This is a genomic window from Oceanicaulis alexandrii DSM 11625, assembly GCF_000420265.1.
GTDB lineage: Bacteria > Pseudomonadota > Alphaproteobacteria > Caulobacterales > Maricaulaceae > Oceanicaulis > Oceanicaulis alexandrii.
In genome coordinates, this window is the sequence record NZ_ATUP01000001.1 from 573,585 (window position 1) to 589,426 (window position 15,842).

Sequence of the window (15,842 nt, forward strand, 5' to 3'; positions counted from 1 at the left end):
CCTTTTGCCCGCCAGACCTTCTGGTCCACCCCTCTAGGAGCAAAGCTGAGGCCAGATTCACCCTTTGCCTCCCAAACAGGTCGCAAGCCCTTGTTTTTCTGTAATTCGCTCTTGTGAAAACCGTTTACCCTACAGCCCGGACGCGGCAGCAATTGCCGGGGCGGCTCGGCAGGAATTGCCGGGTGCGGCACATTTTGCCGGGCGGCCGCTGCGCCCCGGAGCCCGATTTGGTTAATCGCGCCTTAACTGCACCGCAGACAAAGAAAAAGGCCGGGGCCGCATGTACGGCCCCGGCCCATATCCGTCGCCCTAGCCGAAATAGGACAGGATCGATTGCGGCTGCTGGTTGGCGATCGAAAGCGCCTGAGTGCCCAGCTGTTGCTTGACCTGCAAAGCCTGCAAGGATGCAGACTCCTTGGCCAGATCCGCATCGACCAGATTGCCGATACCGACTTCCAGAGCGTCAGAAAGTTTTGTGACAAACGAGGAGTGGATCTCCAGCGCTTTGGATTTCGTGCCCAGGCGCGCAAGCGCAGAGTTCACGGCGTCCAGCGAGGTGCCGATCTGAGAGGCGATATTGCTGGCCTGTGTCCCCGTCGCAAAGGACGCAGTCACGGCAAGCGACACGATCGAACCGGAAAGCGACATGTCTTCCGAGCTCACAGTAATCGTGTTCGAGCCGTCCTGGTTGGCCAGCGCCACGAATGAGTTGGTCGAGCCGTCAATCAGGTTCACGCCGTTGAATTCAGCATTGCTCACGATCGTTGAAATCTGATCGCGCAACGCCTTGAAATCTTCATTCAGGGCGCTGCGGCTTGCTGTATCCAGTGACGCGTCTGACGCCGCCAAGGCCTTCTCATTCATCTCAATCAGCAGATCCGAAATCGCTTCACCCGCAGCAAGCGCAACGTCAAGCGTCGCCTCGCCCCGGTCCAAAATCTGACCAACAACCCCAAAACCGGAAACCTGGGAGCGCATGCGCTGGGCGATGGCGTAGATGCCGCCATTGTCCTTCGCGCTGGAGACTTCCAGGCCGGTGTTGATACGGTTCTGCGTGGTCTGCAGGTCCATGTTGGTTTTGTTCAGATTCTGAAGCGCGATCATGGCTCCAGAGTTGGTGTTCACAGAAACGTTCATTGTGGGGTTCCTCCATTCTGGAAGTGAGCGGCCTGTTCTCGGCCGAAGGACATTTTGTCCCGCCTCAAGCAGAGCAAACCCCATGCCGCTGCGCGCACGCAGGCAGCATAAATAACACTTTGTTTTTCAATAGGTTGAATCAGGCAGCACGAAGCCCTGATGGCGCGCGCCAAGCACTGCCGGGCAAATATGTCCGGGCGGGCCGATCTTGCCGCTCGCAGGCGGCGTCAGGAGGGCGAGAGCCCCTGCATGATCATGCGGTTGATGTCGATCAGGGTTTCCAGATCGGTTTCACCCCGCATCGCCGAACTCGTTTCTTTGGACACAAAGATCGACAATGAGATGATGCCGGCGCGCAGGGATTCAGGCAGGTTGTTGTGATCGCTGGCGCAATCGGCCGCAAAAGCGGACCAGACCCGGCGATTGCGGTCCAGCGCAGCCGCCTTTTTGCGGATTTCGGTCTTGGGCGCGTCCTTGACCTCCATCAATCCGCGCGTGACCTCGCCGATCAGACGATATTCCGTCTGGCGAGGGTCTTCCGTACGCGAAGATGCAGTCTTGTAGGCCTGATACGACATGAACGCTTAGCCTCTTTAAGCCTCGTCAGATCCAGCCAGGAGCTTGGCTTCGTACTGGATCAGCTTTCTGCAACGCAGCAACGCCTTATAGAATTCGCCAGCCATCACTTCGCGGCTGACCGAAACGCACTCTGAAAGCACGTCTGACGAGCCCACAGCGTTCATGAACTCGGTCATCCTGAGAACGAACTCGTCATATAGTCCGTCCTGAGAGGTTGATGAGAGGTACATCATCATGACCGGGAAATAGATCCGCTTCGCCGGGGTATCGACCTCATGCTCGTGCATGATGTCTTTTTCACGCAGAACGCTCGCCTTGTTTTGCAAGACGAGAGTCGCCCGGCGATCGCCATTTTCGACCACGGCTCCGTTCAGAACGAACTTTTCACCCGGCTTCAAAGAAAGCTTTAGCGGCATGACCTTTCTGACCCTTCATTGTCGGCGCGGCCTGGCGGCATCCGACTCCGTGCACTCAAGCAGGCTAGAGTGAAGAAACCGTTTCTGTGACGCAGGTTCGCATTATTAGCAGAACCTTAATCGAAGCATCCATTCTTGGCTTGGTAAACTGCAAGGGATGATGCGCGATGAGCCAATTGCTCGATCTTGATGCGGAACTGGCGGCTGGTGAAGAAAAAGCCGTTCGCAATGTGCGGGTTCGCCGCGACAGCTCCGCCTCTTCGGACGTGCAGCGGGCGCTTGCCTCCAAGAAGTCCAAAGACGAAAACCTGCCGCCCAAAGCGATCGGCCTGCTCAAACGGGCCATGAAAATCGTCGAGGATGACCGCGAAGCCGCCGCCAAGGCCGCCAAGCTGTGTCTGGATGCGGTGGATCTGGCGCCTGAAAGCGCCCTCGCAAATCACGCTCTGGCGATCAGCCTTGAGAAATTGGGTCGCCTGGCCAAGGCGCTGCAATTTTACGAACGCGCGTGGCGTTTCAACCCGGAAAACGCTGAAGTCTATCTGAACCTCGCCATGCTGGCGTGGAAGCTGGACATGATGGACGGCGCAGAAAAATTCCTGCGCCTCTTCCTGCAAATGGCGCCCAATCATCCCGCTGGCGTCATCAACCTGTCCGGCGTGCTGCGCGATCAGGGGAAGTTTGACGATTCCGTCGAGATCCTGCGCGCCGCCATTTACGCCAATCCCGAAGAGAAAGACTTCTGGAACTCGCTGGGCACGACCTTGCTTGAAAAAGGCGAACCCGATCAGGCCCTCACCTTCTATGCCGAAGCCTTACGTCTGCAGCCGGACTTCGCCCGCGCGCACCACAACACGGCCTTCGCCTATGAATTGCTGGGAGAGCCGGAAAAGGCGGTGCATCATTTCCGCGAGGCGCTGAAGACCGCCGCGTCCCACAAAGACGTCATCATCATGACCCACGGCCTGTCGCAATCCTTGCTGGCGATGGGCGAGCTGGAGGAAGGCTGGTCGCTGTACAAGACCCGGCTTGATCCTGAATACACCAACGTCACCCATTTCCTGATCGATGCGCCGCGTTGGGATGGCGACGATATCCAGGCGCTGCGCGGCAAGAAAGTGCTATGGATTGGCGAACAGGGGCTGGGCGACGAAATCCTGTTCCTGCAGCTGGGCCGTGATCTGATCGACGCCATCGGGCCGGATGGCCAGCTTTACATCGCGGTTGAGCAGCGCCTGGTGGAAATGGTGCAGCGCACCTATCCGGACGCCATCGTGGGCTCACACCGGACGATAAAGCGCGAAGGCAAGGATCTTCGCGGCGTCACCGGGTTTGAAGACGGGCTGAGCTTTGACTACTGGACGCCCTTCGCCCAGCCGGCCTGCGCCTTCCGGACCAAAGTGACCGATTTTCCTGAAGCTCCGGTGCTGTCGCCGCCTGAGGCGGATATCGCCCATTGGCGCGAGCAGCTGGCCGCGCTGCCCGAAGGGCTGAAGGTCGGCATTCTCTGGAAATCGCTGAAGATGGACTCCAAGCGCTCCAAGCACTTCTCGGCGTTTGAGCTCTGGAAGCCGGTGCTGAAGACGCCCGGCGTGACCTTCGTGAACCTGCAATATGGCGACGCCGACGACGACATCGCCTACGCCAAGTCCAAATTCGGCGTCGACGTGCATACGCTGGACGGCATTGATCTGAAGAACGATCTCGATCAGGTGACCGCTCTGGCCAAGGCTTGCGATCTGGTGATCGGCCCGACCAACGCCACCACCTCGCTCGGTGCGGCGGCGGGCGGAAACATCTGGTATATCCACCCCCATGGCCGGATCTGGACACATATGGGGACGGGGCGGTCGCCCTGGTTCACCACCACGCGCTCCTTCTTCGGCAAAGGCTATGCGGACTGGATCGCCATCATGAAGCAGGTCGCCAAGGCGCTCGCCGAAGAAACCGCAAGCGTAAAGGCCTGATTTCTAGGCCGGCTTGGTCAGATAGAGCTGAAACGCCGCTTCGTCATAGACCGGTCGGCCATTGTTGCGCTCAGCGCCCTCGACCAGCGCCCGTCGGCGATCATAGACCTGATCAATCCGGAAGTCGGCGAAGAGGGTTTTAAGCTCATCCAGCGCGTAAAACACGCGATGCCCGAACACCGGGTCGTCCGACCCGTCGCCGCGCGCCGCGTATCCGTGATCCGTGCTGGCGACTTCAAAAAAAGCGCGGCCGCCCGGCTTCAGGGCCGCGAACATCTCCTGCACATAGCGCGCAGCCAGAGGTTTGGTGATGTGCTGCAGCGTGGCGCGTTCGATGATCACATCCAGCGAGACCGGCTTCAGCCCCAGCGCGTCGCCGCTGACAAACAGATCCAGATCCGGGTATAGCCGCCGCCCCGCGATCAGCGCCTCGGTAGAGACATCGCAGCCATAAAGGCGCGCCTCGGGAAACACGCTGCGCAGAAAGCCCAGATTCTGGCCATTGCCGCAGCCGAATTCGAACACCCGCGCATCAGGGTTTCTCGAAAGCGCAATCAGGGCGAACACTGCAGCGTCCGTATAGGGAACGCGGGTCTGGGAGCTGGCGTAGAACGCATCCCACTGCTTGGCGTTATGCGCGCTTGTGGTCATCGAATGCGGTTCTCCCCCGGGTTTCATTCTTAGTGAACCAAGACTCATCATAACAGTAAACAAGCCCTCGCAACCGGCAGGAGCGTTGTCATGACCGCCCCCTCTTCCGTGTTTGACCAGATCGAAGATCTCAGCCGCCCGCCCGTGATCGTCGCCGAGCTGTCGGCCAATCACAGCGGGGATCTGTCGCGCGCGCTCGAAATCATTGACGCCTGCGCGGACGCAGGCGCGGATGCGCTGAAGCTGCAGACCTATACCGCCGACACCATCACGCTGGACCATGACGGCCCCGGCTTCGTGCTCGAAGGCGGCCTCTGGGACGGGCGCAAACTGCATGACCTCTATGAAGAGGCGCATACGCCGTGGGACTGGCATGCGGCGCTGTTCGAACGCGGGCGCAAGCACGGCATGGAGGTGTTCTCCTCCCCGTTTGATTTCACAGCTGTGGACTTTCTCGAACAGTTCGAACCGCCCGCCTACAAGATCGCCTCGTTTGAACTGGTGGATCTGCCCCTTATCACTCACGCCGCTCAAACAGGGCGTCCGCTTGTGATGTCGACCGGGATGGCGAGCTGGGACGAGATCATCGAAGCGGTGCTGACCGCCCGCCAGGCCGGATGCGAACGGCTGTGCATTCTGCATTGCACCTCGGGCTATCCGACTCCGATTGAGCAGGCGGATCTCCGCACCATCCCCGAGCTGATCCAGCGTCTGCAAATCCCGATCGGGCTCAGCGACCATACCCCCGGCATCGCGGCGCCTGTGGCCGCGACCGCCTTGGGCGCGCGGATGATTGAAAAGCATGTCACCCTGCGCCGCTCTGACGGCGGCCCTGACGCGGAGTTCTCGCTGGAGCCGGATGAGCTGGCGAGCCTGGTTCGGGAAACCCGTAACGCCCATGCCGCGCTGGGCCAGGTTCGAACCGGCCTGGCGCAATCTGAAGTGCGCTCGCGCACCGTGCGCCGCTCGCTCTATGTGACCGCTGACATCAAGGCCGGAGAGGTTCTGACCGAAGCCAATGTGCGCTCGGTGCGCCCCGGCGGCGGCCTGCATCCGCGCGACTGGTCGAAAGTTCTGGGGCGCACCGCCGCGCGCGATCTCGCATTCGGTGAACCGCTCGACTGGTCCATGATCGCAGATGGGCTGAGATGATGACGGCGCCGGCGCTTCAGATCGCAAACGCCTTTGGCGGCGATCAGGCTGTCCTGTTCGGTCGGGCGCGCTCGGCCTTGCTGGCGCTGTTTGAAATGCTAGGCCTTCATGGCCGCTCCACCATTCTGATCCCCTCCAACGCCTGCCCCAGCCTGCTCGCAAGCGCCTGGGCCTGCGGCGCTGAGGTGCGGCTCGCGCCGGTCAGCGCCGAGACGGGCGTCAATGACGATGCCGCCCTGGCCGAACAGGTCCGCAAGCTGTCGCGAACGGGTCGAAGCGGCGCGGTGCTGCTGACCCATCTCTACGGTTTTCGCCTCGACTTCACCCGGGCGCGCAAGGCCGCACGCGAGCAGGGCTGGATCACCATAGAGAACGACGCCAACGCCTCCAGTTTCACGCCCCAGGCGCCGCTTGAAGATCTGGCGCGCATCGTCAGCTTCGGAGCGGGCAAGGTGCTGGACGCCGGCGCGGGCGGCGCGGTGATCACCCATGACGCCAGCCTGGCGGCTGAGCTTGAGAAGCGGGCCAAGTCTTATCCGGTGCTGGATGACGCCGCAGCCGAGGCCGAAGACCAGCTGATGCTGCAGCGGCGCGCCTTGCGCAATCAGGGCCGGTCCGCTGAGATCGAGCACACATTGGTGACAGAGTTGTCCCAGCTGCGCTTCGGCTTTGATCCCGAAACGACGGGAAAGCTGACAGTCGCACTTGCGCGCCTGCCCGCACATCTGGCCGCCCGGCAGGAGCGGCGGACGTTCTGGCTCGATGCGCTCAGCAGGTTCGCCCCCGCCCTCACCCCGATCGGTCTGGATCAGACCGCGCCCTGGCGTCTGATCGTCAAAACCGCGCCGGCTCTGCGCGACCCTCTGGTTGAGGCGCTGCGCGCAAACGGTTTTGACGCCGGCACGAATTACCCGTCCCTGACACAGTCTTTCCCCACTCTGACCGGCCAGGACGCGCATCCCGATGCGGACATCTGGTCGAAGTCGGTCATCAATCTCTGGCTCGATGAGCGCTATGATAGCGCCAGAATCACCGCGGCCTGCGCCGTGATGGAGCCGGTTCTGGAGGCGCTGACATGACATCCCTGATCATCCGCGTGGATGCCGTCCATGAGACAGGCCTGGCGCACGCTGCGCGCTGCAGCCGCCTGATCGACCTTCTGCCTGAACGCCCGCGCGTGCATGTGCTGGGTCAGGGCGAGGCGCTGTCTGAGTTCTTTCCTTACGACAAGATCGTGCCGCTCAAAGGGCCGGTGGACGTCTTTCTGAAAGCTCTGGTGATCGAGACCGAAGCCGACGCGGTTCTGGTGGACCAGCCGGTTCATGACCCGGTCTTGTGGAGCGCGCTCGACGCCCTGCCGCAGCTCAAGCGCCTGATGGTGGATGATTTCGGATCTGACGCCCCCGCCGATCTGGTTTTCAACGGCACGGTGATCGAAGACTATCACCGTTATCCCAATCTGCGGACAGGCGGACACGCGCTCTGCGGCGGCGAATACGCCCTGATCGCGCCGGTCTTCGCCAAATCACGCCATGACGACGCCCGCAAAGGCCCTGTCATCGCCATTTGCGGCGGCGGCGACCGGGCGGCGGACTGGGCGATGCAGCTGGCCGAGCATGGTCCGGCCCTGGCCAAACCCCACCCCTTCATCATGATCGTGGGATCCAGCTTTCCCGACTTTGAAGGCCTCAAACGGATGACGGTGCTCAATGGCGGCATCGCCAAGCAGGGCCTGCCGGTTCACCAGATCGCCAGCCATCTGGCGCGCGCCCCCGCCGCCATCATGACCGGCGGCATGGTGGTGTATGAAGCACTGGCCGCGGGCGTGCCCTCGATCGTCTTTCCGCAGCTCGAAAACCTCATCCCGGAAATCGACTGGTTCACGGAACGCGGCGCGCTGATCAATCTGGGATTTGAAAACGGCGATGACATTCCGGCCTTGTCCGAACAGCTGGAAGCCTTGCTCGGCGATCCCTCCAAAGCTGTCGCGCTGAGCGCCAAAGGGCCTGAACTGATTGACGGGCTGGGCATGGCTCGGGCGGCCGAGGCCATCACCCAGTTGCTCTCATCCTGACCGGCGATCTCAAATGACGATTGCGATCATTGATTACGGCATGGGCAATCTCACTTCTGTGAGAAACGCGCTCGTCCATCTGGGGGCAGACGTGGTGGTGAGCCACGACCCCGGCGTGCTGCGCGCGGCGAAGGGCGTGGTGCTGCCCGGCGTCGGCGCTTTCGGGGAAGGCATGGCGCATTTGCACGAGCTGGGGCTGGCGCACCTGATCAAGGACGAGATCGCAGGCCAGAACCGCCCGCTTCTGGGGATTTGCCTCGGGATGCAGCTTTTGCTCGATGAAAGCACCGAGCATGGCCAGCATGCGGGCCTCGGGATTATTCCCGGAAAGGTCCGCCGCCTCGCCCCGCCGCCGAACACCCCGCCCTATCGTGTCCCGCATGTGGGCTGGAACCATGTGGCGGCGACAAAGACGGACGGGCTGTTCAAAGGCCTGCCGGAGAACGAGGCTTTCTATTTCGTCCACTCCTTTGTTTGCGAACCGGACCGCACAGAGGACGCCGCCGGCTGGTCTGAGCATGGCGAACGCTTTGTCTGCGCACTTGAGCACGGCTCGGTCTGGGCGGCGCAGTTTCATCCCGAGAAAAGCCACAAGGCCGGCCTCGCCCTGCTGAACAACTGGCTGGAGTATGTCGCCTCATGCTGATGCCGCGCCTGATCCCGGTCCTCTTGCTGATGAACGGCCAGCTGGTCCGCTCTGAAACCTTCACCCAGCACCAGATCATCGGCGATCCGCTGCACGAGGTGTCACGGTTTAACGAGTGGAAGGTGGATGAGCTGATCTATCTCGACATCACCCGCGAGGGCGGGCTGGCCCAAGGTCGCCGCGATTCCGGCAATCGCGCCTATGCCGATTCAATGGAAGTGCTGGAGGCGGTGGCGAGCCAGTGCTTCATGCCGCTGACCTGGGGCGGCCGCATCCACTCTCTGGATCAGGTGCGCGAGATTTTCTCGCGCGGCGCTGACAAGGTCGCCATCAACACCGCCGCTTTCGAGACGCCGGAGCTGATCAGTCAGGTCTCCAAACGCTTTGGCGCGCAAGCCATGGTGGTCAGCGTCGACGTGCGCCAGACGGATGACGGCTATGAGATGATGACCCAGGGCGGCCGCACCGCCACCGGCCGTGATCCGGTGAGCTGGGCTAAGGAAGCCGAAGACCGCGGCGCGGGGGAGATTCTCTTGCAAAGCCTTGATCGGGACGGACGCGGCACGGGCTATGATATCGCCCTGATCGAGCAGGTTTCAAACGCTGTCACCATCCCCGTGATCGCCTGTTCCGGCGTCGGCGTGTACGAGCATTATTCCAAGGGCCTCAAGGCCGGCGCGGACGCCGTCGCCGCCGCCAATATCTGGCATTTCAAGGAACTGGCTGATCGCGGCGGCAAACGCGCTTTGCAACGCGCAGGCTTTGACGTGCGGATGTAGGGCGCCTTTGCCCCTCTAAAATGTCATTCGCCGGTTTATCCTTTGAGCCCATGCCGAGACCTGTGATCAAACCAACCGACATGGATCCCCCGCATGAAGCGGGGGATGACAAGGGTGAAGATTTATAAGTGTTCTCTTTCCCGGCGAAGGCCGGGATCCAGAGCCGGATATGCAGCGATTCATGATCTCTGGATCCCGGCCTTCGCCGGGAAAGAGGTTATCAACCTAGCAAAGCCGCCTGCGCCACTTCCAGATCACGCGTCATCTCTCCACAGCTTCGCACCAGCCTGGCCGTGTCCGGCCCCAGATTGAACAGCGCGTCGACGATGGAGAGATTGGGCAGGAAGGCCTTGCCCTGCCTGTATTCTGGTGGTGTGAAGGCCTGCCAGTAATGGGTGACGCCCTGCGCCGGAAACCCCGCCTCGTCCACATAACTCGCGGCGCCCACATTGGAGATATAAGCGTCAGCGCCCGCGGCCTGACATAGCGAGATCAGCCGGTCCTGGCTCTCGCCCTCATGGACCAGCTCCGCGCTATCAAGGATCTGCGCCTCAAGCTCCAGCACGGCGCAAAAGTGCCGGATCAGCGCGCAATTGAGATCTGAGAGATTGGCGTAGTCCGCCTCGATCAGCGCTTCTATGGCCGGAAAATACGCCTCAAAATGCGGTCGCTTGCCATAAACCTGTTTCAGCGTCGTCAAATGCTTCTTGCGCCAGGGTTCGCCTGCGATTTCGGTCTGTCGGATCGTTCGGTGAAGGTCTCCCGACTTCTTCACGGGGACAGACAGGAAGATCGCGTCCTTGCCATTGCGCACCCGGTTTCTTTGCTGCCAGCTATGGCGCTGAAACTGCACGTCCGGCAGCAAGACGAACACATCGCTGAGGGCGATCTTGTGAAACAGGATCAGCCCCGGGAGGTAGACCGGCTGGTGGGCGCTCAATATCCGCAATGGACGGCCTTTCCCCTCAATGGTGCGCAGCTTGGGCTAAACTTAACGATTGAGGCGTTTTGTTACCCTTAAGCCCGGCGGTGATTCGTCATCGCTGACGCCCCAGCCTGAGGGAAGCGCCATGAGTGTCCAGTTCTGCAAGACCTGTTTTTATCCCAGCTCGTCAGCGGCGCCGCTGACCTTTGATGAAAAGGGAATGTGCTCGGGCTGCCGTGTGGCGGGCCAGACGGTGGACATCGACTGGGACGAGCGCTGGACGATGCTCGAAGAGCTGGTGGCAGATTACCGTAATCCCAAGGGTTATGACTGCGTCATCCCCGTGGGCGGCGGCAAGGACAGCTTTTACCAGACCCATCTGGCGGTCAAAAAGCTGGGCCTGCGTCCGCTGCTGGTCACCTATCACGGCAACAATTTCCTGCCCGAGGGCGAGTATAATCTCCAGCTGATGCGCGAGGCGTTCGACGCTGACCACATCATTTATCGCCCTGGCCTTGAGACCCTGATCAAGATGAACCTTTTAGGGTTCAAGCTGCATGGCGACATGAACTGGCACAACCATGCCGGCATCAAGACCTACCCGATCCGACAAGCCGTGCTGCATGACATCCCGCTGATGTTGTGGGGCGATCATGGCTGGGTCGATCTGGGCGGCATGTTCTCGTACTCGGACTTCCCCGAATTCACCGCCAAGACCCGCAAGGAGCACGATCTTCACGGGCTGGACTGGGATGATTTCACCGATGAGGGGCTCGAGCGGCATGGCCGCCCGGACCTGAAGATGGGTCTGACCGAGAAAGAGTTGTCCTTCGCCATGTATCCGTCCGACGAGGAGATCGACCGGGTCGGCGTGCGCGGCGTGTATCTGGGCTTTTACGAGAAATGGAACGGCAACAAATGCGCCGCCGTGGCCGAGGAAGAGTACGGCTGGAAGAAAGCCGAATACCCGTTCGAGCGCACCTATCGAAAGATCTCCAATCTCGACGACATGCACGAGAACGGAATTCACGACTATCTCAAATTCATCAAGTTCGGCTATGGCCGCGCCACCGATCACGCCAGCCAGGACGTGCGTCTGGGAGTGATGGATTACAAGACCGGGCTCGAAATGGTCAAAAAGCATGACCACGTCAAACCGCGCCGCGATCTTGAGCGCTGGCTCAAATATGTGGACATGACCGAGGCCGAGTTCGACCAGATCTGCGACACCTTCCGCGATCCGCGCGTCTGGCGCATCGAGAACGACCAATGGGTCAAGGATGACGTCTGGGGCGGATCGTCGAGCTATGGCCCGGTCTATCTTGATAAAAACGATCCGCGCCGCGAGCAGTATCTGGTCAAGGGCAAGCAAGTATGAGCCGGACGACCACAGCCGAATTCACGACCTTCGCCGATGTGAACATGCGCGGCCGGGGCCGACCCATCGTGCTGGCGGGCGCGGGCAATATCGCCGACAAGACCCTGCGCCGGATCAAGGGCGTGACCGGGATCGTCGACAACAATCCCAATCTTGCAGGCGAAACTCAGGCCGGGCTGACCATTGCGCGCCCAGACAGCCTGAAAGACGCCGCGCTCCGCCCGTTCGTGGTGATCTGCACGACGTCATTTGTGGAAGTCGGCGAGCAACTGGCGAGCTTTGGCCTTATCCCCGGTCAGGATTTTGTTGTCAGCCCGGTGCTCAATGATCTGCGCATCATCGCGGAGATGGAAAGCCTGGAAGAAACGGTGCTGTTCACCTGCGGTCTGCCGCCTCTGGAGGACCCCGAAGCCGGCGGCGGGCTTTACGAGCTTCAGATCTCCGGCGCGAAACACAGCTTCCGCAAGGTCTTCAAGGGCAATTTTCATGGCCTGCGCCCCCATGGCGAGCACTTCATCGCCATTGATGACGAGCGCGGCCTGATCATTTTTGACCGCGACTACAATATCCTGAAAAGCTTCGCCCTGCCCCAGGGCGCGCGCTGTCACGGCGTCAGCTGGTCTGAGGAGAAGCAGCAGTATTTCATCGCCTGCTCCTATCTCGACGCCATCCTGGTCTATTCCGAACAGGGCGAAGAGATCGACCGCATTCCGATCAGCCCCAAACAGGCGCGCACAGGATCGGCGCAGCATCATTGCAACGACATTCTGGTGCTGGGCGACAGCGTTTATCTGTCGATGTTCTCCGCCACCGGCAACTGGAAGCGCGACGTGTTTGACGGCGTGGTGCTTGAATATGACCTGGCGGACAAGCGCTGGGTGGGGCCGGTGATTTCAGACTTGTGGATGCCGCATTCCATCGACTTTGTGGACGGCTCGCTGGTGGTGCTTGATTCCCTGCGTGGACGCCTTCTGAAGAATAACGCCCAAACCGTGGGGCAATTTCCGGGCTTCGCACGCGGTCTCGCCCATGACGGCGCGCGCTTTTTCATCGGCCAGAGCCGGAATCGGAATTATTCCGCCGCCATGGGCGTGAGCCAGAACATCGCCATCGACACCGCCATCACCGTGTTTGATGAGCACACCAAGGTGTCCAAGAGCTTCCACCTGCCCTCCACGGTGTCGGAGATTCACGGCATTGCGCTCAACACGAAGCGCTGATCATGAAGATCGCGGTCATCCCGGCGCGCGGCGGCTCCAAACGGATCCCGCGCAAGAATGTGCGCCCTTTTCACGGCCAACCCATGATCAGCTGGCCGATCGCGGCGGCTCTGGAAACGGGCCTGTTTGATCATGTGATCGTCAGCACCGATGACGATGAAATCGCGCAAGTCGCGGAGGCAGCCGGCGCAACGGCGCCCTTCCGCCGCCCGCCAGAGCTGGCGGATGATTTCACCGGCGTCATCCCCGTCATCGCCCACGCCATGCAAGAGATGCAGCGGATCACGGGCCAGAGCGCCGAGCTTGTCTGCGCCATTTACGCCACCGCGCCCTTCCTCAGCGCCGCCGACATCACGCGCGGCCATGACGCCCTGATCGAGGCCCCGCAGCAGGAGTATGCGATCTCGGTGACGCCCTTCGCGTTTCCCGTGCAGCGCGCGCTGAAAGCCGTTCAAAGTGAATCCGGGCCGGGCCTGGCGCCGATGTATCCAGAATTCATCGGCTCAAGATCGCAGGATCTGGAAGAGGCGTTTCACGATGCTGCGCAGTTTTTCTGGTGTCGTCCCAATGCATTAAAAGAGGAGGCTCCGGTCTTCTCCCCCCGCGCCATACCCATAATGATCGCGCCTGAACGCGTTCAGGATATTGATACCCCATATGACTGGGACCGCGCCGAGCTTATGTTCGCCGCACTGCGCAAGGATGACGGGCGTAATCCGCAGCGTTAGAGTGCGCGTAAACAAGACGGCAACCGGGTGCTGGGGGCGCCCGAACGATACAGAACACAAAACAGGGAAAACACCCGACATGCGCTTTGAAGGCACCAAGGATTATGTGGCCACCGACGAGCTGGCCGCCGCGGTGAACGCCGCCATCATTCTCGAGCGTCCGCTGCTGGTGAAGGGCGAGCCGGGCACCGGCAAGACCGAGCTGGCGCGCCAGGTCGCGTCCTCTCTGGGGGCGCCGCTGATCGAGTGGCACATCAAGTCTACCACCAAGGCGCATCAGGGGCTTTATGAATACGACGCCGTGGCGCGCCTGCGCGATTCCCAACTGGGCAATGACAAGGTCAACGACGTCAAAAACTATATCCGCAAGGGCAAGCTGTGGGAGGCATTCGACGCCGATGTGCGCCCTGTCCTGCTGATCGACGAGATCGACAAGGCCGATATCGAATTCCCCAACGACCTCCTGCAAGAGCTCGACCGGATGGAGTTCTATGTCTACGAGACCGGCGAGACGATCAAAGCCGAACAGCGTCCGATCGTGATCATCTCGTCCAACAACGAAAAAGAGCTGCCGGACGCCTTCCTGCGCCGCTGCTTCTTCCACTTCATCGCCTTCCCTGACGAGGAAACGATGGAGCAGATCGTCAATGTCCACTTCCCTGGCATCAAATCCGAGCTGCTGGCCGAAGCGCTGGAGATGTTCTTTGAGGTGCGCAGCGCGCCGGGCCTGAAGAAAAAGCCCTCCACCTCCGAATTGCTGGACTGGCTGAAGCTCTTGCTGGCCGAAGACATCGATCCCGCCATCCTGCGCGAGCGCGACACCCGCAAGCTGATCCCGCCGCTGCACGGCGCGCTTTTGAAGAACGAGCAGGATGTTCAGCTGTTTGAACGCCTCGCCTTCATGACCCGGAGAGAAGGCTAGGAGCCGAGCGCATGGCGCTTTTCCATCGCTTCTTCACCGATCTGCGCGCGGCGAAAATTCCGGTCTCAACCCGGGAATACCTCACCCTGCTTGAAGCCCTGAAAAAGGGCGCGATCGAGCAGGAGGTGGACAGCTTTTACGCCGTCAGCCGCGCTGCGCTGGTCAAGGACGAGCGCAATTTTGACAAGTTCGACAAGGTCTTCGCCCATCATTTCGAAGGTATTGAAGCGCTTGGCGATCTGTTCAAGTCTGACGAAATTCCCGAAGACTGGTTGAAAGCCCAGATGCAGCGCCATCTCACCAAGGAGGAGATGGAGGCGCTGCAGGAGATGGATTTCGACCAGCTCATGAAGACGCTGCAGGACCGGCTCAAAGAGCAGGAAAAACGCCATGAGGGCGGCAATAAATGGATCGGCACAGGCGGCACCAGCCCCTATGGCAATTCAGGCTGGAGCCCGAACGGCGTCCGCATTGGCGGCAAGTCGAAGAACAAGAAAGCCAGCAAGGTCTGGGAGAACCGCCGCTTCAAGGATCTTGATTCAGAACGCGAGCTGGGCACCCGAAACCTGAAGGTCGCGCTGCGTCGTCTGCGCCAGTTCGCCCGTGACGGGGCGGAAGAAGAACTCGATCTGGACGGCACGATCCGCGCCACCGCCAACAAGGGGTATCTCGACGTCCAGATGCGCCCCGAGCGCCGGAACGCCGTGAAGGTCCTGGTGTTCTTTGATGTGGGCGGGTCCATGGACCCCTATATCGATCTCACCGAGCGCCTGTTCTCGGCCGCGCGGGGCGTGTTCAAGAATCTTGAGTATTTCTACTTCCACAACTGCATCTATGAAGGCGTGTGGAAGTCCAATCTGCGGCGCCGCACCGAGACCCAGTCCATGTGGGACGTGCTGCACAAATACCCCAGCGACTACAAGGTGGTGATCGTGGGTGACGCCGCCATGTCCCCAAGCGAGATCACCCATCCCGGCGGTTCGGTCGAGCACTGGAACGAGGAAGCCGGCGGGGTCTGGCTGCGGCGTCTGAAAGAAACCTATCCGCATCTGGTCTGGCTGAACCCGACGCCCGAAGGCTGGTGGCCGCACACCTATTCGGTGCAGTTGGTCCGCGAGATCATCGGCGAGGAGCGCATGTTCTCCCTGACCCTGACAGGCGTGGACAAGGCGATGAAGGAACTGGCCAAGCGGCGCTAAACGCTCGTGGCTGGATGTGATAAAGGGCGGCCGAAGGGCCGCCCTTTTGTCTTGGACTTCTCAGCCTGC

At 60.9% G+C, this 15,842-nt stretch carries 16 protein-coding genes; 11 read left to right on the plus strand and 5 right to left on the minus strand.

Going from position 1 to position 15,842, the window contains the following annotated elements; all coding sequences use genetic code 11:
- Nucleotides 1-309: 309 nt before the first annotated feature.
- From G405_RS0102865 to flbT, 3 genes are all read right to left on the minus strand, one after another.
- A complete protein-coding gene (locus G405_RS0102865) occupies nucleotides 310-1,137 on the minus strand; it encodes a flagellin (protein WP_022699992.1) in 828 nt (275 codons plus the stop codon).
- A gap of 227 nt (nucleotides 1,138-1,364) precedes the next feature.
- Nucleotides 1,365-1,715 (minus strand): flagellar biosynthesis regulator FlaF, encoded by a 351-nt coding sequence (flaF, locus tag G405_RS0102870; RefSeq protein WP_022699993.1) that lies wholly within the window; start codon nucleotides 1,713-1,715, stop codon nucleotides 1,365-1,367.
- A 15-nt stretch (nucleotides 1,716-1,730) separates the two neighbouring features.
- The gene (flbT, locus tag G405_RS0102875) at nucleotides 1,731-2,132 is read right to left on the minus strand and encodes a flagellar biosynthesis repressor FlbT (protein ID WP_022699994.1); all 402 of its coding nucleotides are present in this window, start codon (nucleotides 2,130-2,132) and stop codon (nucleotides 1,731-1,733) included.
- Nucleotides 2,133-2,299: 167 nt separating this feature from the next.
- On the opposite strand from flbT, the gene G405_RS14805 reads away from it, so the two are divergent.
- On the plus strand, nucleotides 2,300-4,099 hold the full coding sequence (locus G405_RS14805) for a tetratricopeptide repeat protein (protein ID WP_022699995.1): 1,800 nt from the start codon (nucleotides 2,300-2,302) through the stop codon (nucleotides 4,097-4,099).
- 3 nt (nucleotides 4,100-4,102) lie between these two features.
- On the opposite strand, the gene G405_RS0102885 is transcribed toward G405_RS14805, so the two are convergent.
- Nucleotides 4,103-4,750, minus strand: coding sequence for a class I SAM-dependent methyltransferase (locus G405_RS0102885; RefSeq protein ID WP_022699996.1), 648 nt, complete (start codon nucleotides 4,748-4,750; stop codon nucleotides 4,103-4,105).
- A gap of 90 nt (nucleotides 4,751-4,840) precedes the next feature.
- Between G405_RS0102885 and pseI the strand changes: the two genes are divergently transcribed.
- From pseI to hisF, 5 genes are read left to right on the plus strand one after another with little or no spacing between them, the layout of a single operon-like run.
- The gene (gene pseI, locus G405_RS0102890) at nucleotides 4,841-5,902 is read left to right on the plus strand and encodes a pseudaminic acid synthase (protein ID WP_022699997.1); all 1,062 of its coding nucleotides are present in this window, start codon (nucleotides 4,841-4,843) and stop codon (nucleotides 5,900-5,902) included.
- Entirely contained in the window at nucleotides 5,899-6,981 is a 1,083-nt protein-coding gene (locus G405_RS0102895) for a DegT/DnrJ/EryC1/StrS family aminotransferase (protein ID WP_022699998.1), read from the plus strand. Before pseI ends, G405_RS0102895 begins: the two co-directional genes overlap by 4 nt.
- Nucleotides 6,978-7,976 (plus strand): hypothetical protein, encoded by a 999-nt coding sequence (locus G405_RS0102900; RefSeq protein WP_022699999.1) that lies wholly within the window; start codon nucleotides 6,978-6,980, stop codon nucleotides 7,974-7,976. The genes G405_RS0102895 and G405_RS0102900 overlap by 4 nt, the downstream gene beginning before the upstream one ends.
- 13 nt (nucleotides 7,977-7,989) lie before the next feature.
- Nucleotides 7,990-8,622, plus strand: a complete 633-nt coding sequence (gene hisH, locus G405_RS0102905; protein WP_022700000.1) for an imidazole glycerol phosphate synthase subunit HisH — start codon at nucleotides 7,990-7,992, stop codon at nucleotides 8,620-8,622.
- Nucleotides 8,616-9,401, plus strand: a complete 786-nt coding sequence (gene hisF / locus G405_RS0102910) for an imidazole glycerol phosphate synthase subunit HisF (RefSeq protein ID WP_022700001.1) — start codon at nucleotides 8,616-8,618, stop codon at nucleotides 9,399-9,401. Before hisH ends, hisF begins: the two co-directional genes overlap by 7 nt.
- Nucleotides 9,402-9,621: 220 nt before the next feature.
- Here hisF and G405_RS14810 read toward each other — a convergent pair whose 3' ends face one another.
- Nucleotides 9,622-10,350 (minus strand): WbqC family protein, encoded by a 729-nt coding sequence (locus tag G405_RS14810; protein WP_169447486.1) that lies wholly within the window; start codon nucleotides 10,348-10,350, stop codon nucleotides 9,622-9,624.
- Between the two features lie 121 nt (nucleotides 10,351-10,471).
- On the opposite strand from G405_RS14810, the gene G405_RS14815 reads away from it, so the two are divergent.
- The 5 genes from G405_RS14815 (at nucleotide 10,472) to G405_RS0102940 (ending at nucleotide 15,773) form a co-directional block, all read left to right on the plus strand.
- The gene (locus G405_RS14815; protein ID WP_022700003.1) at nucleotides 10,472-11,704 is read left to right on the plus strand and encodes an N-acetyl sugar amidotransferase; all 1,233 of its coding nucleotides are present in this window, start codon (nucleotides 10,472-10,474) and stop codon (nucleotides 11,702-11,704) included.
- Nucleotides 11,701-12,924 carry a DUF4915 domain-containing protein gene (locus G405_RS0102925; RefSeq protein WP_022700004.1) on the plus strand — a complete coding sequence of 408 codons (1,224 nt, stop codon included), beginning with the start codon at nucleotides 11,701-11,703 and terminating at the stop codon, nucleotides 12,922-12,924. The genes G405_RS14815 and G405_RS0102925 overlap by 4 nt, the downstream gene beginning before the upstream one ends.
- Before the next feature lie 2 nt (nucleotides 12,925-12,926).
- Entirely contained in the window at nucleotides 12,927-13,652 is a 726-nt protein-coding gene (gene pseF, locus G405_RS0102930) for a pseudaminic acid cytidylyltransferase (protein WP_022700005.1), read from the plus strand.
- A 79-nt stretch (nucleotides 13,653-13,731) separates the two neighbouring features.
- Complete coding sequence (locus tag G405_RS0102935; protein ID WP_022700006.1) at nucleotides 13,732-14,574, plus strand: AAA family ATPase; 843 nt, start codon at nucleotides 13,732-13,734, stop codon at nucleotides 14,572-14,574.
- 11 nt (nucleotides 14,575-14,585) lie between these two features.
- Nucleotides 14,586-15,773: a vWA domain-containing protein gene (locus G405_RS0102940; RefSeq protein WP_022700007.1), complete on the plus strand. Its 1,188-nt coding sequence runs from the start codon at nucleotides 14,586-14,588 to the stop codon at nucleotides 15,771-15,773.
- The last annotated feature ends 69 nt before the right edge of the window (nucleotides 15,774-15,842 follow it).